17 protein-coding genes are annotated in these 19,730 nt (G+C 71.9%); 7 read left to right on the forward strand and 10 right to left on the reverse strand.

The genetic code is table 11. The features are described from left to right. The first annotated feature begins 204 nt into the window (after positions 1-204). On the forward strand, positions 205-432 hold the full coding sequence (locus tag ACFWJ4_RS11800; protein WP_380542254.1) for a hypothetical protein: 228 nt from the start codon (positions 205-207) through the stop codon (positions 430-432). Between the two features lie 147 nt (positions 433-579). Here ACFWJ4_RS11800 and ACFWJ4_RS11805 read toward each other — a convergent pair whose 3' ends face one another. Next, the gene (locus ACFWJ4_RS11805; RefSeq protein ID WP_380542257.1) at positions 580-873 is read right to left on the reverse strand and encodes a hypothetical protein; all 294 of its coding nucleotides are present in this window, start codon (positions 871-873) and stop codon (positions 580-582) included. A 74-nt stretch (positions 874-947) separates the two neighbouring features. Here ACFWJ4_RS11805 and holA point away from each other — a divergent pair, with 74 nt between their 5' ends. Further along, entirely contained in the window at positions 948-1,946 is a 999-nt protein-coding gene (holA, locus tag ACFWJ4_RS11810) for a DNA polymerase III subunit delta (protein ID WP_380542260.1), read from the forward strand. Between the two features lie 91 nt (positions 1,947-2,037). Here the strand turns inward: holA and ACFWJ4_RS11815 are convergent, their stop codons facing one another. Beyond that, a complete protein-coding gene (locus tag ACFWJ4_RS11815) occupies positions 2,038-2,853 on the reverse strand; it encodes a hypothetical protein (RefSeq protein ID WP_380542263.1) in 816 nt (271 codons plus the stop codon). A 277-nt stretch (positions 2,854-3,130) separates the two neighbouring features. Then, on the reverse strand, positions 3,131-3,400 hold the full coding sequence (gene rpsT, locus ACFWJ4_RS11820; protein ID WP_030309778.1) for a 30S ribosomal protein S20: 270 nt from the start codon (positions 3,398-3,400) through the stop codon (positions 3,131-3,133). A gap of 398 nt (positions 3,401-3,798) precedes the next feature. Here rpsT and lepA point away from each other — a divergent pair, with 398 nt between their 5' ends. Next, complete coding sequence (lepA, locus tag ACFWJ4_RS11825) at positions 3,799-5,667, forward strand: translation elongation factor 4 (RefSeq protein ID WP_359903081.1); 1,869 nt, start codon at positions 3,799-3,801, stop codon at positions 5,665-5,667. Between the two features lie 165 nt (positions 5,668-5,832). Here the strand turns inward: lepA and ACFWJ4_RS11830 are convergent, their stop codons facing one another. From ACFWJ4_RS11830 to ACFWJ4_RS11845, 4 genes are all read right to left on the reverse strand, one after another. After that, positions 5,833-6,912 carry an NAD(P)/FAD-dependent oxidoreductase gene (locus ACFWJ4_RS11830; protein WP_380542266.1) on the reverse strand — a complete coding sequence of 360 codons (1,080 nt, stop codon included), beginning with the start codon at positions 6,910-6,912 and terminating at the stop codon, positions 5,833-5,835. A gap of 88 nt (positions 6,913-7,000) precedes the next feature. Continuing rightward, the gene (gene sigJ / locus ACFWJ4_RS11835; RefSeq protein ID WP_380542269.1) at positions 7,001-7,999 is read right to left on the reverse strand and encodes an RNA polymerase sigma factor SigJ; all 999 of its coding nucleotides are present in this window, start codon (positions 7,997-7,999) and stop codon (positions 7,001-7,003) included. Positions 8,000-8,081: 82 nt separating this feature from the next. Next, positions 8,082-9,980, reverse strand: a complete 1,899-nt coding sequence (locus ACFWJ4_RS11840; RefSeq protein WP_380348084.1) for an ABC transporter ATP-binding protein — start codon at positions 9,978-9,980, stop codon at positions 8,082-8,084. Between the two features lie 155 nt (positions 9,981-10,135). After that, positions 10,136-11,869 carry an ABC transporter ATP-binding protein gene (locus tag ACFWJ4_RS11845; RefSeq protein WP_380542272.1) on the reverse strand — a complete coding sequence of 578 codons (1,734 nt, stop codon included), beginning with the start codon at positions 11,867-11,869 and terminating at the stop codon, positions 10,136-10,138. A gap of 306 nt (positions 11,870-12,175) precedes the next feature. Between ACFWJ4_RS11845 and ACFWJ4_RS11850 the strand changes: the two genes are divergently transcribed. From ACFWJ4_RS11850 to ACFWJ4_RS11860, 3 genes are read left to right on the forward strand one after another with little or no spacing between them, the layout of a single operon-like run. Next, the gene (locus ACFWJ4_RS11850) at positions 12,176-14,098 is read left to right on the forward strand and encodes an AMP-dependent synthetase/ligase (RefSeq protein ID WP_380542275.1); all 1,923 of its coding nucleotides are present in this window, start codon (positions 12,176-12,178) and stop codon (positions 14,096-14,098) included. A 57-nt stretch (positions 14,099-14,155) separates the two neighbouring features. Then, complete coding sequence (hemW, locus tag ACFWJ4_RS11855; RefSeq protein ID WP_380542278.1) at positions 14,156-15,385, forward strand: radical SAM family heme chaperone HemW; 1,230 nt, start codon at positions 14,156-14,158, stop codon at positions 15,383-15,385. 41 nt (positions 15,386-15,426) lie between these two features. Next, complete coding sequence (locus ACFWJ4_RS11860; RefSeq protein ID WP_380542281.1) at positions 15,427-15,984, forward strand: Uma2 family endonuclease; 558 nt, start codon at positions 15,427-15,429, stop codon at positions 15,982-15,984. Here ACFWJ4_RS11860 and ACFWJ4_RS11865 read toward each other — a convergent pair. From ACFWJ4_RS11865 to htpX, 3 genes are read right to left on the reverse strand one after another with little or no spacing between them, the layout of a single operon-like run. Then, positions 15,975-16,808 carry a DUF3097 domain-containing protein gene (locus tag ACFWJ4_RS11865; RefSeq protein ID WP_380542284.1) on the reverse strand — a complete coding sequence of 278 codons (834 nt, stop codon included), beginning with the start codon at positions 16,806-16,808 and terminating at the stop codon, positions 15,975-15,977. The two genes, ACFWJ4_RS11860 and ACFWJ4_RS11865, sit on opposite strands and share 10 nt — an antisense overlap. 31 nt (positions 16,809-16,839) lie before the next feature. Continuing rightward, positions 16,840-17,424, reverse strand: coding sequence for a hypothetical protein (locus ACFWJ4_RS11870; protein ID WP_380542287.1), 585 nt, complete (start codon positions 17,422-17,424; stop codon positions 16,840-16,842). Between the two features lie 32 nt (positions 17,425-17,456). Beyond that, complete coding sequence (gene htpX, locus ACFWJ4_RS11875; RefSeq protein ID WP_359903055.1) at positions 17,457-18,377, reverse strand: zinc metalloprotease HtpX; 921 nt, start codon at positions 18,375-18,377, stop codon at positions 17,457-17,459. A gap of 289 nt (positions 18,378-18,666) precedes the next feature. Between htpX and hrcA the strand changes: the two genes are divergently transcribed. Further along, positions 18,667-19,701, forward strand: a complete 1,035-nt coding sequence (gene hrcA / locus ACFWJ4_RS11880) for a heat-inducible transcriptional repressor HrcA (RefSeq protein WP_359903053.1) — start codon at positions 18,667-18,669, stop codon at positions 19,699-19,701. Positions 19,702-19,730: the final 29 nt, after the last annotated feature.

Below are 19,730 nucleotides of genomic sequence, written 5' to 3' on the forward strand. Positions count from 1 at the left end.
AACCAATTTTTCTTGTGGTCTGGGGTGAGTTTATTTTTTATTATGCGTGGGGGGGTGGTGCGCGCGGCGCGGCCCCCCCCCACCCCAATCGGGCCGGGGCCCCCCCGGGCCGGCCCCGCCCCGCGCCGGAGAAATGCCACAAGCTCAGGGGGAGGTGAGGGCAGCCCGCGGCAAGGTGCCACAGGAACGCGCAAAGGCCTGGAAATGCGGGTTGTGCCGCGCACCGGGCAAGCCGGAGCGCGGCACGGCCGCGCCGGCCCGCCGGTTCGCGCACCGGGCCTGCCGGGAGGCGGTCCAACCGGGCGCACCCCGCTCGACCGCTGCCCGCGCGACGTCATCACCGCGGGCCGGCACGTCGCCTCGGTGGAGAAGGTCCTCGACGGCGTCGGCGACCTCCGGCTCGGGGGCGCCCCCGGCTCCCCGCACTTCTGATCCGGCCGGGCCGGGCCGGGCGGACGGGGGCGCCGACGGCAGGGGCCGGCTCGCCGCGGTGGTCGAGCCGGCCCGGAAGATGTCGGGGTGCCGGGTGCCGGGTGCCGGGTGCGGGCGCGGGCGCGGGCGCGGGTGCGGGCGCGGGCCTCAGGCCTCCTCGCGCCAGCCCTCGTAGCCGGTCGCGAGGGTGTCGAGGGCGTGCAGCAGGGCGGGGGTCCAGCCGTTCTCCGGGGCCTCGGCGACGACCAGCCACTGGGCGTCCTCGGCGTCGTCCTCGCCCGCGAGCGCGTCGCGGACGACTTCGAGCTCGCCGAGGTCGGGCTGGGTGGCGCCGAGTTCCTCGGCCGCCTCCTGGGCGGTGTCGCGGTCGGGCAGGACGAGCAGCTGCCGGGCGTACGGGTCGTCGACGTCCGGGAGGTCGGTGGTCTGGTTCTCGCTCACCGGCCCATTGTCCAGGTCGGGCCGCCCGCTCCGTCGGGCGGGAGTGTCCGCGGCCCGTGGGATGCTGGTAGGCGATGGCCAGGAAGAGTGCACCCGACGACCTGCTCGCCCCGCTGACCCTCGCGGTCGGCCAGGAGGAGCTGCTGCTGGACCGCGCGGTCGCCCAGGTGGTGGCGGCGGCGAAGGCGGCGGACCCGGACACCGACGTGCGGGACCTGCCGCCCGGCGGCCTGCAGCCCGGCAGTTTGGCCGAGCTGACCACGCCGTCGCTGTTCGCCGAGCGCAAGGTGATCGTGGTCCGGGCCGCACAGGACCTCTCCGCCGACTCGGTGAAGGAGGTCAAGGCGTACATCGAGGCGCCGGCCGAGGAAGTGATCATGGTGCTGGTGCACGCCGGCGGGGCCAAGGGCAAGGGCCTGCTGGACGCCGGGCGCAAGGCCGGCGGGCGTGAGGTGGCCTGCGCCAAGCTGGCCAAGGCGAGCGAGCGGCTGGCCTTCGTCAAGGGCGAGTTCCGCACCCTGGGCCGCTCGGCGACCCCGGAGGCCTGCCAGGCGCTGCTGGACGCGCTCGGCAGCGACCTGCGCGAGCTGGCCGCCGCCTGCCACCAGCTGACCTCGGACGTCGAGGGCGCGATCGACGAGACGGTGGTGGCCCGTTACTACAGTGGCCGGGCCGAGGCGACCGGCTTCGAGGTGGCGGACCTGGCGGTCACCGGCCGGGCCGCGGAGGCGCTGGAGCGGCTGCGCTGGGCGCTGGCCGTCGGCCAGCCGCCGACCGGCATCACGTACGCGCTGGCCTCCGGGGTGCGCAGCATCGGCCGGCTGGCGAGCGCCGGGCGGAACATGCGCCCGGGAGACCTGGCCCGCGAGCTGGGCATGCCGCCGTGGAAGGTCGACCGGGTCCGCCAGCAGATGCGCGGCTGGACGGGCGACGGGGTGGCCACCGCGCTGACCGCGATCGCCCAGGCCGACGCCGCCGTCAAGGGCGGATCGGACGACCCGGCCTTCGCCCTGGAGCGCGCGGTGGTCGCCGTCGCCCGGGCATCCCGGGCCGGCTCCCGGCAGGCCTACTGACGGCCCGCCTACTGACGGCCCGCCCACCGACGGTCCGCCCACTGATGGTCCGTCCACTGGCGGGGCGGGGCGGCGGTGCGAGCGGTCCGGCCTACTTCTTCATGGCCCGGAGGGCGTCCTGCCCGTCGGACTGGAGGGCGCCGCGCAGCTCGTCCTTGGACGGCGGCTTGCCCTTGCCCTCGGTGTAGCTGGCCGAGTAGGTGACGTAGTACGTCATCCCGCCGTCGCGGATGTCCAGCTCGGCGTAGACGCTGTGGTACTGGTCCGAGCCGTCGTCCTTGTACAGGAAGTACGCCTCCTCGCCGAGCCCCGCGATGTCGGTGACCTGGTAGCCGCGCGCCCGGTAGAGCTCCTTGTTGGCCTCCAGCTCGGGCGCCGGGTTGACCGCCTTGTGCAGGTCGACGCGCATGTAGAGGTTGGCGTACTCGCTGTCGCTGGTGCCGCCGGTGCGCTTGAGCGACATCGAGCAGTTCATGCTGTCCAGCGCCGGGTGCCGGTCGGTGTGGTGGGTCGGTTTGGAGGTGTCCGAGACGGAGTACGTCTGGAGGATCTTCGTGGGCTTGCCGGTGGTGCAGAAGTCGTCGGAGAGCCGGTAGCCGCGCAGGTCGCGCGGGGAGGACTGGCTGGTGACCAGGCCGGGGACGGTCATCACGGCGGCGGCCCAGCCGACCGAGACGATCACCGCTCCGACGAACGCCCAGACGGCGTTGCGCCGCAGGTTCCCGCCCCGTCCGGGGCCCGGGACGGCGGGCAGGCCGGGCGCGGTGGGCAGCCCCGGGGGCGGTCCGAAGCCGCCCGCGCCCGCGGGTCCCGGGGCGCCCGGTACCGGCTGCGCGCCCCCGCCCGGTTGCTGCGGGAAGCCGTACCCCTGCCCGTTCGGTGCTGGTGGCGGCGGTGGCGTCGTCATGGAAGTTCCCCCTGGACCTGGCGTCGGGGTGCTCCCCGCACCTCGAACCGCACCTCGAACGGACCCGACCGACCATAGCGGCCGGACCGCGGAACGCGACAGGCGCCGCAGTGGTCTCCGGGTAGGAGGCCGACTGCGACGCCTGTCGTACTGCTTGGTTGCACCGCACCCGCGTGGCGAACGCAGGCCGCGTACGGTGCGAGTCTCGCGCGCCTCGGGGGTCCGGGTAGAGGGCCGGGTCGTCCCGAAGCGATGGGGGTCACCGCCCCCGGGGGCGTCAGGCCTGGACGGCCGTGTTGACGCGCTTGGTGATGGCCGACTTCTTGTTGGCGGCCTGGTTGGCGTGGATGACGCCCTTGCTCACGGCCTTGTCCAGCGCCTTGGAGGCGGCGCGGGCCAGCTCGGTGGCCTTCTCGGTCTCGCCGGCGGCAGCGGCCTCACGGGCCTTGCGCAGGGCGGTCTTCAGCGAGGACTTGACGGCCTTGTTGCGCAGGCGCGCCTTCTCGTTGGTCTTGTTGCGCTTGATCTGGGACTTGATGTTCGCCACGAAGGAGCCTCAGTCTGTCTAAAGATTGTGAACGGGGTTGCAACCGGCGGCCTTCGGTCAAGCTGAGAGGGCATGCCGAGGCCAGGTGCAGCAGCCCACGCTACCAGGGGCCCGCTGCCCGCCCCAAACCGGGCGCCCGCGAGGACCACCCCCGGACGCTCGCGACGCCCGCCCCCGGGCCCGCGCGAGGACCGCCCCCGGAGGCTCGCGAGCGCCGCCCCCGGTGCCCACGGGGACCGCCCCGGGTGCCCGGGAGACTCCCGGACGGTGCCCCGGGCCGCAGTCGTGGGAAGATGGGAGGAACTATTTCGATCGGACGAGACTGTCCGGTCCCCGGGAAACCGGTCAGCGATGATCCGGACACCCCCGGCCCCGGACCAACGGAGAATCGGACCAAGGTGCCCGCGACCCCCAGCAATGTGCCAGAGCCCAGCCGTACCGACCCGGCGCTGATCCGCAACTTCTGCATCATCGCCCACATCGACCACGGCAAGTCGACGCTCGCAGACCGGATGCTGCAGATCACCGGCGTCGTCGACCCCCGGCAGATGCGTGCCCAGTACCTCGACCGCATGGACATCGAGCGTGAGCGCGGCATCACCATCAAGTCGCAGGCGGTCCGCCTCCCGTGGGCGCCGAAGACCGGCCCGAACGCCGGGGCGACCCACATCCTCAACATGATCGACACCCCCGGCCACGTGGACTTCACGTACGAGGTGTCCCGTTCCCTCGCCGCGTGCGAGGGCACCATCCTGGTGGTCGACGCGGCCCAGGGCATCGAGGCGCAGACCCTCGCCAACCTGTACCTGGCGCTGGAGAACGACCTCACGATCGTCCCGGTCCTCAACAAGATCGACCTCCCGGCCGCCCAGCCGGAGAAGTACGCCGCCGAGATCGCCCACATCATCGGCTGTGACCCGTCCGACGTGCTCCAGGTCAGCGCCAAGACCGGCCTGGGCGTCGAGGACCTGCTGGACCACATCGTCAACACCGTCCCGGCCCCGGTCGGCGTCAAGGACGCCCCGGCCCGCGCGATGATCTTCGACTCGGTGTACGACTCCTACCGCGGCGTGGTCACCTACGTCCGTGTCGTGGACGGCCAGCTCACCAAGCGCGAGCGCATCGCGATGATGTCCACCGGCGCCACCCACGAGCTGCTGGAGATCGGCGTCATCTCGCCCGAGCCGAAGGTCGCGGACGGCCTCGGCGTCGGCGAGGTGGGCTACATCATCACCGGTGTGAAGGACGTCCGGCAGTCCAAGGTCGGTGACACGATCACCTCGATGCACAAGGGCGCCACCGAGCCGCTCGGCGGCTACAAGGACCCGCGCCCGATGGTGTTCTCCGGCCTGTACCCGCTGGACGGCTCGGACTACCCGCTGCTGCGCGACGCCCTGGACAAGCTGCGCCTCAACGACGCCGCGCTGGTGTACGAGCCGGAGACCTCGGTCGCGCTCGGCTTCGGCTACCGCTGCGGCTTCCTCGGCCTGCTGCACCTGGAGATCATCCGGGAGCGCCTGGAGCGCGAGTTCAACCTCGACCTGATCTCCACCGCCCCGAACGTGGTCTACCGGGTGGTGATGGAGGACGGCACCGAGCACACCGTCACCAACCCGAGCGAGTTCCCGACCGGCAAGATCTCCGAGGTGTTCGAGCCGGTCGTGCGCGGCACCATCCTGGCGCCCAACGAGTTCGTCGGCGCGATCATGGAGCTCTGCCAGTCCCGCCGCGGCAACCTCCAGGGCATGGACTACCTCTCCGAGGACCGGGTCGAGCTGCGCTACACCCTGCCGCTCGCGGAGATCGTCTTCGACTTCTTCGACCAGCTGAAGTCCAAGACCCGCGGTTACGCCTCGCTGGACTACGAGCCCATCGGCGAGCAGGCCGCCCAGCTGGTGAAGGTCGACATCCTGCTGCACGGCGACCCGGTGGACGCGTTCTCCGCGATCGTCCACAAGGACAAGGCCTACAGCTACGGCGTGATGATGGCGGGCAAGCTCCAGAAGCTCATCCCCCGCCAGCAGTTCGAGGTGCCGATCCAGGCGGCCATCGGCTCCCGGGTGATCGCCCGTGAGACGGTCCGCGCGATCCGCAAGGACGTCCTCGCCAAGTGCTACGGCGGTGACATCTCCCGTAAGCGGAAGCTGCTGGAGAAGCAGAAGGAAGGCAAGAAGCGGATGAAGATGGTCGGCAGCGTGGAGGTCCCGCAGGAGGCCTTCATCGCCGCGCTGTCCACCGACGCCGAGACGCCGAAGGACAAGAAGTAGCGGTACGGCGGCGACGCACGCCGGAAGGGCCCGGGTACCCGCCCGGGCCCTTCCGGCGTTTCCGGAGCCCCCGCCCCCGGCCCCGGCGTTTCCGGAGCCCCCGGCCCCGCCCCCCGGCCCCGGCACGTCCGGCGCTTCCGACAGCGGCCGGCGGGGACGGCGGGCCTACTTCAGGCTGTTGAGGACCACGGCGACGATCGCCGCCTTCGCCAGCCGCCCCGCGGTGCCGGTGAACACGGTGGGCCGCATCGAGTCGTCCGGGCGGACCACCTGGAGCAGCCCGTCCCGCCGGCCGAGGCTCACGCACTGCACCTGGTACCGGAACGAGAACGGCCCCTCGGTGCGCCCGTCCAGCAGCTTGCCGAGGTACTGGCCCTGCGGCAGGGCGGTGGCGCAGCCCATCCTCAGGGTGCCGATGCCGGGGACGGTGACCGCGGCGGCGTCGCCGATCACATGGACGTCCGGGTGGGAGACCGACCGCAGGTGGTCGTCCACCACGGCCCGGCCGCGCCCGTCCACGGCCAGTCCGGCCTCCGCGGCCAGTGGGTGCGGCTCCAGCGAGGCGGCCCAGACGACGAGGTCGGCCTCGATCGGGCCGGCGGTGGTGCGCAGCCCGTCCGGGGTGACCTCGGTGACGGTGGTGTTCTCGTGGACGCTCGCGCCGAGCCGGTCGAGGACGCGCCGGACGTGGGCCCGGCCCTTGGCCGAGTAGACGCCGCCGACCAGGCCGGACGCGACGATCCGCACCTGCCAGGAGGGGTGGGCCTCGGCGAGTTCGGTGGCCAGCTCGATGCCGGTGGCGCCGCCGCCGACCACGGCCAGGGTGCCGGGCCGGTCGGCCGTGTCGATCCGGCGGCGCAGCTCGGCGGCGCGTTCCGCCGGGTAGGCGAGCTGTTCGGCGCCGGGGACGGCGTGCCAGGCGGTGCGGCTGCCGAGGGCGTGGACCAGGGTGTCGTACCCGAGGGTGGTGCCGTCGTCGAGCCGGACCTCGTGCGCGGCCGGGTCGAGTCCGACGGCCCGGGCCCGGCGGTGGGTGATCCGGCCGCCGCGGGTGAGCTCGCCGATGGTGGGCCAGTCGCGGCCGCGGCCGGCCGCGGTCTCGTGCTGGCGGATGCGGTGCAGGATCCGCTCCTCGGGGGCGACCAGGGTGACGTCGTGGTGCCGGCCGGCGCCCTTGGCCGCGGTGAGCCCGGCGTACCCGGCGCCCAGTACGACGATCCGTTGCCCGGTGGTGGTGCTGCTCATCTCGTCCGCCTCCTCGCGAGGGCGCTCCGGTGGAGCGCTGTTCGGGAAGGGGACGACGCGGCCGGCCGGGGTGTGACGGTGACCGGTGTCACAGCTCCACGGCGGGGACCCGGGCGAGCTTCTCGGGGTTGACCACGACGTGCGCCTCGGCGATCCGCCCGTCGGCCACGGTGAAGGCGAGGACGCCGCCGACCGTGCCGGTGGCCCGGTCGTACCAGACCAGTCCGGGTTCGCCGTTGACCTCGGCGGTGGTGGTGGCGGTGTCGGGGGTGAACCACTTGGCGACCAGGCCGGCCACCATCCGGGCCACCCGGTCGGCGCCGTGGATCGGGCGGACTCCGGCGCGGACGATGCCGCCGCCGTCGGAGTGCCAGACCACGTCGGGGTCGAGGACCTCCATCAGGGCGAGGATGTCGCCGCGGGTGCTGGCGGCGGCGAAGGCCTCGACGGCCTGGCGGTGCTCGGCCCGGTCGGTTCGGCCGGTGCGCCGGGCGGCGTCCTGTGCGCGGCCGCCGTCGCGGACCCGGCGGCGGGCCCGGGAGGCGAGCTGGCGGGCGGCGTCGGGGGTGCGTTCCAGGGAGGCGGCGATCTCCTCGAAGCCGACCGCGAAGACGTCGTGCAGCACGAAGGCGGCCCGTTCGGCGGGGGTGAGCTGTTCCAGTACGGTCAGCAGGGCGAGCGAGACGGACTCGCCGCGTTCGGCCAGTTCGGCGGGGGAGTCGGGGCCGGTGGCGTAGGTGACGGCGGGCTCGGGCAGCCACTCGCCGTAGTAGGCCTCGCGGCGGGCCCGGGCGGAGCCCAGCTGGTCGTAGCAGAGCCGGGTGACGACGGTGGTGAGGAAGGCGCGCGGGTCGGCGACGGCGGAGCGGTCGGCGGCCCGCCAGCGAAGCCAGGCGTCCTGGAGGACGTCCTCGGCGTCGGTGAACGAGCCGAGCAGCCGGTAGGCGACCGAGCCCAGGTAGCGGCGGTTCGCCTCGAAGGCGTCCGGCGTCCGCGGAGTACCGGAGGCAGCGGGGGTACCGGGGGCAGCGGGGGTGCCGGGGGCGGCAGGGGTGTCCGGGCGGTCCGGGGCCTGGTCGTCGATCACGGGCCCAACGTAGCGCGCGGTGTCCGCGAAGCGAAGGGCCGGGGCGGGAAGTCCCCGCCCCGGCCCTCCGGTCGGCCGGACGTCAGTCCATCTCGACCGCGGCCTCGGCGAACTGTGCCTGGTAGAGCCGGGCGTAGGCGCCGTCGGCGGCGATCAGCTCGTCGTGCGAGCCCTGCTCGACGATCGAGCCGTTCTCCATCACCAGGATCACGTCGGCGTCCCGGATGGTGGAGAGCCGGTGGGCGATCACGAAGCTGGTGCGGCCGGTGCGCAGCCGGGCCATGGCCCGCTGGATCAGCACCTCGGTGCGGGTGTCGACGGAGCTGGTCGCCTCGTCCAGGACCAGGATGGACGGCTGGGCGAGGAACGCCCGGGCGATGGTGATCAGCTGCTTCTCGCCGGTGCTGACGTTGGTGCCCTCGTCGTCGATGACGGTGTCGTAGCCGTCCGGCAGGGTGCGCACGAAGCGGTCGACGTGGGCGGCCCTGGCGGCCTCGACGACCTGTTCGCGGGTGGCCGACTCGGCGCCGTAGGCGATGTTGTCGGCGATGGTGCCGCCGAACAGCCAGGTGTCCTGGAGCACCATGCCGATGCCGGAGCGCAGTTCCTCGCGGGACATCGCGGCGATGTCCACGCCGTCGAGGGTGATCCGTCCGGAGCTGACCTCGTAGAACCGCATCAGCAGGTTGACCAGGGTGGTCTTGCCGGCGCCGGTGGGGCCGACGATGGCGACGGTCTGCCCGGGTTCGACCTTGAGCGAGAGGTCCTCGATGAGCGGCTTCTCGGGGTCGTAGCGGAAGGCCACGTCCTGGAAGGCGACCCGGCCGTGCAGTACGTCGGGCCGTTCGGGCATGGCCGGTTCGGGGCTCTGCTCGGGGGCGTCCAGCAGCTCGAAGACGCGCTCGGCGGAGGCGACGCCGGACTGCACCAGGTTGGCCATGCTGGCGACCTGGGTGAGCGGCTGGCTGAACTGCCGCGAGTACTGGATGAACGCCTGGACGTCGCCGATGGACAGCGAGCCGCTGGCCACCCGCAGGCCGCCGACGACGGCGACCAGCACGTACTGGAGGTTGCCGATCAGCATCATCGCGGGCTGGATGGTGCCGGAGATGAACTGGGCCTTGTAGCTGGCCTGGTAGAGCGCGTCGTTGTGCTCGCGGAAGGTCTCCGCGGACTCCTGCTGGCGCCCGAACACCTTGACCAGGGTGTGGCCGGTGTACATCTCCTCGATGTGGGCGTTGAGCTGGCCGGTGGACTTCCACTGCTGGACGAACTGCGGCTGGGCCCGCTTGCCGACCTTGGTGGCGACGATCACCGAGGCGGGCACCGAGACCAGTGCGATCACGGCGAGCAGCGGGGAGATCCAGAACATCATCGCGAGCACGCCGACCACGGTGAGCAGCGAGTTGACGACCTGTCCGAGGGTCTGCTGCATGGACTGGCCGATGTTGTCGATGTCGTTGGTGACCCGGCTGAGCACCTCGCCGCGCGGCTGCTTGTCGAAGTAGCTGAGCGGCAGCCGGGAGAGCTTGGCCTCGACGTCCTGGCGCAGCCGGTAGCCGGCGGCCTGGATGGCGCGGGTGGCCAGTCGGCCCTGGAAGATCCCGAAGACGGCGGAGGCGACGTAGATGCCAAGCACCCAGAGCAGGACGGTGCCGATGGCGCCGAAGTCCATGCCCTGGCCGGGGGTGAAGTCGACGGAGGAGAGCAGGTCGGCGACGCCGCCCTCGCCGTGGGCGCGCAGCCCGTCGACGACCTGTTCCTTGGAGGTGCCGGCCTGGAAGCGGGCGCCGACGACGCCGGCGAAGATCAGGTCGGTGGCGTCGCCGAGGATCTTGGGGCCGATGACGGCGCAGCCGATGCCGATGACGCCGAGGATCAGGACGCCGATCAGGGTGTTGCGTTCGGGGCGCAGCAGGCCGAGGACGCGCTTGCCGGAGCCCTTGAAGTCCATGGACTTCTCGGTGCCCTGGCCGCCCATGAAGCGGCCGGGGCCGGCGGGGCCGCGGCGGGCGGCGGCGGCCTGGGAGTCGCTGGGCAGTCCGGTGTCCTTCGGCGGGGCGTCCTTCTTCAGGGTGTCCGTGGGGGCGCCGCCGGGGGCCTGCCCCTTGTCCAGGTCGGACTTTCCGGGCGTGGTCACGCCGCCTCCTGCTCGGTGAGCTGGGAGAGCACGATCTCCCGGTACGTCGGGTTGTCGGCCATCAGCTCGTGGTGGGTTCCGGTGCCGACGACGGCGCCCTCGTCGAGGACGACGATCCGGTCGGCGTCGCGGATGGTGGACACGCGCTGGGCGACGATCAGGACGGTGGCGTCGGAGGTCTCGCGGGCGAGGGCCTTGCGGAGCTTGGCGTCGGTGGCGTAGTCGAGTGCGGAGAAGGAGTCGTCGAAGAGGTAGACGGATGGCCGGCGGACCAGGGTCCGGGCGATGGCCAGGCGTTGGCGCTGGCCGCCGGAGACGTTGCCGCCGCCCTGGGCGATGGGGGCGTCGAGGCCTTCGGGCAGCTTCTCGACGAACTCCTTGGCCTGGGCGATCTCCAGGGCGTGCCAGAGCTCCTCGTCGGTGGCGTCGGGCCGGCCGTAGCGGAGGTTGCTGGCGACGGTGCCGGAGAAGAGGTAGGGCTTCTGCGGGACGATGCCGACGTTCTCGGCGAGCGCGGCGGGGGCGAGTTCGCGGACGTCGACGCCGTCGAGCAGGACCTGGCCGGAGGTGGCGTCGAAGAGCCGGGGGACGAGGCCGAGCAGGGTGGACTTGCCGCTGCCGGTGGAGCCGATGATCGCGGTGGTCTCGCCGGGGCGGGCGGTGAGGTCGATGGCGCGCAGCACCGGGGCCTCGGCGCCGGGGTAGCGGAAGTCGACGTCGCGCAGTTCCAGGTTGCCGCGGCGCAGCACCTTCTGGACGGGGTCGGTGGGCGGGACGACGCTGCTGTGGGTGCCGAGGACCTCCTCGATGCGCTCGGCGCAGACCTCGGCGCGCGGCACCATCATGAACATGAAGGTGGCCATCATGACGCTCATCAGGATCTGCATCAGGTAGGAGAGGAACGCGGTGAGCGCGCCGATCTCCATGGCGCCGCTGTCGATGCGGTGGGCACCGAACCAGAGCACGGCGACGCTGGAGACGTTCACCACCAGCATGACGGCGGGGAACATGATGGACATCAGCCGGCCGACCTGACGGGCGACCTGGGTGAGGTCCTCGTTGGCGTCGGCGAAGCGGGCCTGTTCCTGGTCGTCCTTGACGAAGGCGCGGATGACCCGGATGCCGGTGATCTGCTCGCGCAGGACCCGGTTCACGGTGTCGATCCGCTCCTGCATGCTGCGGAACCGGGGGCGCAGCGCGCGGACCAGCAGGACCACGACGACGCCGAGCGCGGGGATGACGGCGAGCAGCAGGCCGGACAGCGGGACGTCCTGGTTGAGCGCCATGATGATGCCGCCGACGCACATGATCGGCGCGGCGACCATGAGCGTGAAGCTCATCAGGGCGAGCATCTGGACCTGCTGGACGTCGTTGGTGGTCCGGGTGATCAGCGAAGGGGCGCCGAACTGGCCGACCTCGCGGGCGGAGAAGCTCTGCACCCGGTCGAAGACGGCGGCGCGGACGTCCCGGCCGAAGGCCATGGCGGTGCGCGCGCCGATGAAGACGGCGCCGACCGAGCACAGGGCCTGGAGGACGGTGACGGCGATCATCACCCCGCCGACGCGCAGGATGTAGCCGGTGTCGCCCTTGACCACGCCGTCGTCGATGATGTCGGCGTTGAGCGTCGGCAGGTAGAGCGCCGCGAGGGTGGACACCAGCTGGAGCAGTACCAGCAGGGTGATCGGTCGGGAGTACGGGCGCAGGTACGCCCTCAGCAATCTGATCAGCACTAGCACACTCTTGTCGTCGCCGGTCGGGTTCGCACCCCAATTCTCCGTGTTCTGTAGCGTCGTACAGGTCATTCGGCGTGCGGGAGCCGGAGGTTTGCCGGGCCTTTGCCGAACGGACGGGTCCGGCACCGGTGGCGCGGGGGCGTGCCGTCGGGCGCTGCCCTCTTACGGAATGACCGGTTTCCCCCTAGGCTGCTGATTGCCCCTTTGTTACTGACCGGTACCGTTCAGGTGAACCGGGGCCCGGCGACCGCCCCCACGGACGCCGCGACAATCCAGACGGCCACCCGCCCCCGGAGGTCCTCGTTGAGTTCCGCGCAGTCCCTGATCGGCTCCGGCAGGTCCGACCTCGTCGCCGGGCGTCCGGCCTCCGTCGCCCACCTGTTCCTGGAGCGGGTCGCCCTGACCCCGAACGCCGAGGCCTACCGCTACCCCTCGCCCGTGGACGAGCAGGCCGCCGACGGCGCGCCCGGCGCCGAGCAGTGGCGTTCGCTCACCTGGGCGCAGACCGCGACCCGGGTCAAGGCCGTGGCCGCCGGCCTGATGGCACTCGGCATCCACCCCGAGGACCGGGTGGCCCTGGCCTCCTCGACCCGGCTGGAATGGATCGTCGCCGACCTCGGCGCCATGTGCGCGGGCGCCGCGATCACCACCGTCTACCCGAGCACCAACGCGGACGAGACGGCGTTCATCCTCTCCGACTCCGGCTCCCGGGCGCTGTTCGCCGAGAACGCGGCCCAGCTGGCCAAGGCCGTCGAGCAGCTCGACCAGCTGCCCGAGCTGCGCACCGTGATCCTCTTCGACGCGCCCGCCGAGGCCCCCGAGAGCGCCGGCCTGGAGCTGCTCACCCTCGCGGAGCTGGAGGAGCGCGGCGCCCGGTACCTGGCGGAGCACCCGGACGCGGTGGAGAAGGCCGTCGACGGGCTCGACAAGGAGCAGCTGGCCACCCTCATCTACACCTCCGGCACCACCGGCCGCCCCAAGGGCGTGCGCCTGGTGCACGACTGCTGGGCGTACGAGGGCCGGGCGCAGGAGGCCAGCGGACTGCTGGGCCCCGACGACGTGCAGTTCATGTGGCTGCCGCTGTCGCACGTGTTCGGCAAGACGCTGATCTCCGGGCAGATCGCCACCGGGCACGTGATGGCGGTGGACGGCCGGGTGGACCGGATCATCCACAACCTGCCGGTGATCCGGCCGACCATCATGGCCTCGGCCCCGCGCATCTTCGAGAAGGTCTACAACGGCATCGCGGGCAAGGCCCGGGCCGAGGGCGGCGCCAAGTACAAGATCTTCCTGTGGGCGGCGAAGGTCGCCCGCGAGCACGCCCGGGCGGTCCAGGAGAGCCGGGTGGCCACCGGCACCGAGACGGCCCCGCTGGGCCTGCGGGCGCAGCACGCGCTCGCCGACAAGCTGGTGTACGCGAAGATCCGGGCGGCCTTCGGGGGCCGGCTGCGCGGTGCGGTCTCCGGCAGCGCCGCGCTCGCCCCGGAGATCGGCTACTTCTTCATCGGCGCCGGCGTGCCGATCCTGGAGGGCTACGGCCTGAGCGAGACCAGCGCCGGCTCCTGCGTCAACCGCGCGGAGGACGTGCGGATCGGCACGGTGGGCCGCCCGCTGCCCGGCACCGAGGTGCGGATCGCCGAGGACGGCGAGATCCTGCTGCGCGGCCCGGGCGTCATGCGCGGCTACCACAACCTGCCGGAGAAGACCGCCGAGGTGCTGGAGTCGGACGGCTGGTTCCACACCGAGGACATCGGCGAGCTCACCCCGGACGGCTTCCTGCGGATCACCGACCGCAAGAAGGACCTGTTCAAGACCTCCGGCGGCAAGTACGTGGCGCCCAGCGAGGTCGAGGGCAAGTTCAAGGCGGTCTGCCCGTTCGTCAGCAACATCCTGGTGATCGGCAACGGCCGCAACTTCTGCACCGCGCTGATCGGCCTGGACGAGGCGGTCCTCCTGCCGTGGGCCGCCGAGCGCGGCCTGGCCGGCAAGAGCTACGCCGAACTGGCCGCCGAGCCGGCCGTGCACCAGCTGATCGAGGGCTTCGTCAAGCGGGTCAACGCCGACCTCCAGCGCTGGCAGACGATCAAGAAGTTCCACCTGCTGCCGCGCGACCTGGACATCGAGCACGGCGAGCTCACCCCGAGCCTGAAGATCAAGCGCCCGGTGGTCGAGCGGACCTACGCGGACGCCGTGGCGGCCATGTACGCGGGCGCCAACGAGGCCTGAGCCGCCCCGCCCCGTACGGCTCACCCGAACGGGTGCGCCGTACGGGACAATGGGCTCATGCCCTCCGCACTCCCCGACGGCGATCCGGTGCCGTCCGACGGTTCCCTGCCCGCGCACGCCCTCGACGGGCTGGGCGACCGGCCGTTCGGCTTCTACCTGCACGTTCCGTACTGCGCCAGCCGCTGCGGCTACTGCGACTTCAACACCTACACCGCCACCGAGCTGCGCTCCTCCGGGGCGGTCGCCTCGCAGGACACGTACGCGGACAACGTGGTCGCCGAGATCCGCCTCGCCCGGAAGGTGCTGGGGGACACGGACCTCCCGGTGCGGACCGTCTTCCTCGGCGGCGGCACCCCGACCCTGCTGCCCGCCCGCGACCTGGTGAAGATGCTCGCCGCGATCCGCGAGGAGTTCGGGCTCGCCGAGGACGCCGAGGTCACCACCGAGGCCAACCCGGAGTCGGTCGACCCGGCGTACCTGGCCGAACTGCGCGAGGGCGGCTACAACCGGCTCTCCTTCGGCATGCAGAGCGCCCGCCCGCACGTCCTGAAGCTGCTCGACCGCCACCACACCCCGGGCCGCCCCGAGGCCTGCGTGGCCGAGGCCCGCGCGGCCGGCTTCGAGCACGTCAACCTCGACCTCATCTACGGCACCCCCGGCGAGTCCGACGACGACTGGCGGGCCTCCCTGGACGCCGCCATCGGCGCCGGGCCCGACCACGTCTCCGCGTACTCGCTGATCGTCGAGGAGGGCACCCGGCTCGCCGCCCGGGTCAAGCGCGGCGAACTGCCGATGATCGACGACGACGTGCACGCCGACCGCTACCTGATCGCCGAGGAGGCGCTCGCCGCCGCCGGCTACTCCTGGTACGAGGTCTCCAACTGGGCCACCGCCCCCGAGGGCCGCTGCCGCCACAACGAGCTGTACTGGACCGGCGCCGACTGGTGGGGCGCAGGCCCCGGCGCCCACAGCCACGTCGGCGGCGTCCGCTGGTGGAACGCCAAGCACCCCGCCGCCTACGCGCAGGCCCTCGCCGAGCAGCGCACCCCGGCGCTGGCGCGCGAGGTGCTGGCCGAGGAGGACCGCCGCGTCGAGCGGATCCTCCTGGAGCTGCGCCTGGTCGACGGCATCCCCCTGGACCTGCTCACCGACACCGGCCGCAAGGCGGCGGACCGGCACCTCGCCGACGGCCTCCTCGCCGCCGGGCCCTACGAGCGGGGCCGCGCCGCACTGACCTTGCAGGGACGGCTGTTGGCCGACGCGGTTGTACGTGACCTGGTCGACTGACATTCGTTAACGTGGGTGTCAGCCGTCGGAGGGAACGTGCGATGACCGCCATCGGTGATCGGATGACCGGGATCTTCGAGAACCTGGAGGTGCCGGAAGGCGTCAAGGCCGAACTCATCAGGGGGGAAATCGTGATGATGGCCGGGCCTGACATGGTCCACAACCTCATCATCCGGGCCATCCAGCACCAGACGCCGTACACCCGGTGGAATGCACTGACCACGCAGGATGTGGCCTTTCCCCGCGAGGCCAGTGAGCCGCAGCCGGACCTGGTCGTGTTTGAGCGGGGGGCTGCGGAGGAGAGCGGTCGGCTGTTGCCCGCGCTTGCGGTCACCCTGGCGGTCGAGGTGGTTTCGAAGACCAGCGTGCTTCGCGACTACCGGACCAAGCGGGAGCTCTATGCAGAGGGCCAGATTCCCGCATATCTGATTGTCGACCCGATCAAGGGTGTCTGTGTGCTGCTCACCGAGCCGAGTCGAGCGGCGGCCTCCGGGCTGCCGGACTACGCGGTTGAGCGGACCGCGAAGTTCGGCGAGTCGATTCCGCTGGATCTGCTCGACATCACGCTGGACACCTCGGAGTTCCGGACCTACTCCTGACCCGGCAGGGCCGTGAAGTCGATCAACTCCTCCACCCGGCCCAGCAGTTCGGGCTCCAGGTCCTTGTAGCTGTTCACCTTCGACAGGATGTGCTTCCAGGCCGCCGGGGTGTCCACCGGCCAGCCGAGGCGGCGGCAGGTGCCCTCCTTCCAGTCCTCGCCCCGCGGGACGGCGGGCCAGCCGGGGATGCCCACGCTGGAGGGCTTCACGGCCTGCCAGATGTCGATGTAGGGGTGGCCGACGACCAGCACCGAGTCGCCGGTGACCTGGGCGGCGATGCGGTGCTCCTTGGTCCCCGGCAGCAGGTGGTCGACCAGGACGCCGAGGCGGCGGCCGGGGCCGGGGGCGAAGTCGGCGACGATCGCGGGCAGGTCGTCGATGCCGCGCAGGTACTCGACGACGACGCCCTCGATCCGCAGGTCGTCGCCCCAGACCCGCTCGACCAGCTCGGCGTCGTGCCGGCCCTCGACGTAGATCCGGGACTCGCGGGCGACCCGGGCGCGGGCGTTCGGGACGGCGACGGAGCCGGAGGCGGTGCGGCCCGGCGTCCGGGCGGGAGCCGGGCCGGCCGGGCGGACCAGGGTGACCGCCCGGCCCTCCAGCAGGAAGCCGCGCGGCACCAGCGGGAACACCCGGTGCTTGCCGAACCGGTCCTCCAGGGTGACGGTGAACCCCTCGGCGGTCTTCTCGCAGCGCACCACCGCCCCGCAGAAGCCGGTCGCCGCCTCCTCGACCACCAGGTCCCGCTCGGCGGGTACCTCCGGGGCGGGCTGCTGGTTCTTCCACGGCGGGGTCAGGTCGGGTCCGTACTGGCGGCTGCGCATACGGGTGATCATAGGGACGGCGGACGGTGTGTCAGAGGCCCGGCGCGCCCCAGACCGGGAACCAGCGGCTCAGGTCCTTCTCCAGCCGCAGGTCGTTCCCCAGCATCGCGTTGACCTGCAGTTCCAGCGGGCTGTTGCGCTTCTCCCCGCCGCCGGGCATCGGGGCGAAGGGGTAGAACGTGCCGCGCTTGTAGAGGTAGACCAGGGCCAGCGACCGCCCCTGCGGATCGCGGAAGCCGACCAGCGAGCAGAGCAGCTGCGGCCCGAAGCCGTTCGCCTCCAGCTCGCTGTTGACCGCGTGCAGGTCGTTGACCAGCTCCGGCAGTTCCTCGGGCCGGTGCCGGGCGAGCAGCCAGGAGTAGCCGTAGTCGTCCTTGGAGGCCTCCACCGGGACGCCGCCGCGCTCGGTGTCGGCGTCCAGCAGGGCCCGGACCTGCTGCTCGACCTGGACGAAGGCCGCGCCCTCGACGGCCGCGAAGCAGACCGAGCCGAGCCCGGTGGGGGTGAACCCGGCCCCGGCCTCCAGGGTGAGCGCGGCGGACGGCACGCCGAACAGCTGGTCGAGGTCGGGCTTGACGGGCTTGGTGCGGCCGAACAGGGTGTCCAGGATTCCCACGGCGGTCCTTTCGCGTCAGGGGCTCGGCGGGTTCAGTGGCCGAGCTGCTCGGAGATCCTCGCCAGCTGCTCCAGCCGCTTCTCCAGGCTGGGGTGGGTGGAGAACAGCTGCGAGGCGGCCTCCCGGGCGCTCAGCGCGGGGGCGAAGTAGAAGGCGTTGTACGGCTGCGCCTGGCGCAGGTCCTTGCTGGGGATGGCCGCGATCTGCCCGGTCACCTTGGTGAGCGCCGAGGCCAGGGCGCTGGGCCGGCCGGTGAGCTGGGCGGCGGCCCGGTCGGCGGCCAGTTCTCGGTAGCGGGAGAGCAGCCGGGTGAGCAGGAAGCTGATCGCGTAGACGACGATCGACACCAGCGGGATGATCAGCGCCAGGATGGCGGCGTTCTGGTCGTTGTTGTTGCGCCCGCCGCCCATGAACCCGCCGTACACGGCGATCCGGGTCATCGCCCCGGCGAGGACGCCGAGGAACCCGGCGATCGTCATCACCGCGACGTCCCGGTGGGCGACGTGCGACAGCTCGTGCGCGAGGACTCCCTCCAGCTCCTCCGGTTCGAGCCGGCGCAGCAGTCCGGTGGTCACGCAGATCACCGCGTTCTGCGGGTTGCGGCCGGTGGCGAAGGCGTTCGGCATGTCGTTGTCGGCGACCGCCACCCGAGGTTTGGGCATGTCGGCCAGGGCGCAGAGCCGGTCGACGGTGCCGTGGAGTTGGGGGAACTGTTCCGGGGACACCTGGCGGGCGCCCATCGCCCGTTCGGTGATCTTGTCGCTGAACCAGAACTGGGCCACGAACAGCCCGCCGGAGATCAGGACGATCAGTGGCCAGGCGCCGCGCAGCAGCGCGATCAGCAGGCCGGTGAAACCGACGTACAGCAACCCGATCACGAACATCGTCGCGACCATGCGGCCGGTCAGGCCGCGGTCGGGCGCGAAACGGGTGTGCTGGCCCGAGCTCGACATCGCTTGCTCCTCCGTTCGCCGTCGCTTTCGATGCTGCCACCCGGACGGCCTCCCGGCACCACCCCGGTGCCGGGAGGATCGAACCGCCGGGGCCCCGCGGGCCGTGTCCGGAACTGCGGGGAGGATCACGCCCCTCGGGCCGTTCCTGCCGTAGGACCCGGGCCTTACACTGGCAGGTACGGTTCTGGCACTCGTACGTTCAGAGTGCCAAGACCGGGGGCCTCTCGGAGCGGCCCGCAGCAGCGAGGGACACAGTCGGACAACGTGCGAAGACGGAGGTGCGTGCCCCATGGCCGGTGAGGTCCGCCAGCTGGACGAACGCAAGCTCGCCGTACTCCGCGCGATCGTGCAGGACTACGTGGGCACCGAGGAGCCGGTCGGCTCCAAGGCCCTGGTGGAACGGCACAACCTCGGGGTCTCGCCGGCGACCGTCCGCAACGACATGGCGGCGCTGGAGGAGGAGGGCTACATCCACCAGCCGCACACCAGTGCCGGCCGCATCCCGACCGACAAGGGGTACCGCCTCTTCGTCGACAAGCTCGCCGAGATCAAGCCGATGAGCGCCCCCGAGCGCCGGGCCATCCGGCACTTCCTGGACGGCGCGGTCGACCTGGACGACGTGGTCGCCCGCACCGTGCGGCTGCTCGCCCAGCTGACCCGGCAGGTCGCGGTGGTGCAGTACCCCTCGCTGACGCGCTCCACCGTCCGGCACATCGAGCTGGTGGCGCTGGCCCCGGCCAAGGTGATGCTGGTACTGATCACCAACACCGGCCGGGTCGAGCAGCGGATGGTCGACTGCCCGGGCTCGGTCGGCGAGACGGTGCTGGCGGACCTGCGGGCCCGGATCAACGCGAGAGCCGCCGGCCGGCGCCTCCCGGAGGTCCCGGGGCTGCTGGAGGAGCTGCCGGCGCTGTTCGAGCAGGCCGACCGGCCGACGGTCAGCACGGTCCTGGCGACCCTGTTCGAGACGCTCGCCGAGCAGAACGAGGAGCGGATCATGCTGGCCGGCACGGCCAACCTGACCCGCTTCGGGCACGACTTCCCGCTCACCATCCAGCCGGTGCTGGAGGCCCTGGAGGAGCAGGTCATCCTGCTCCGCCTCCTGGGTGAGACCGCGGACGCCGCGATGACGGTCCGGATCGGGCGGGAGAACGCCTATGAAGGGCTGAATTCCACCTCGATCGTTTCGGTCGGCTACGGTTCGGGCGACGAGAGCGTGGCGAAACTGGGTGTGATCGGTCCGACCCGGATGGACTACCCCGGCACAATGGGGGCGGTGCGAGCGGTGGCACGGTACGTGGGCCAGATCCTGGCAGAGTCCTAGCAAGAGCCACCGTTAAAATTTTTAACGGT

The sequence above is a fragment of the Kitasatospora sp. NPDC127067 genome, assembly GCF_042724755.1.
GTDB lineage: Bacteria > Actinomycetota > Actinomycetes > Streptomycetales > Streptomycetaceae > Kitasatospora > Kitasatospora lactacystinica.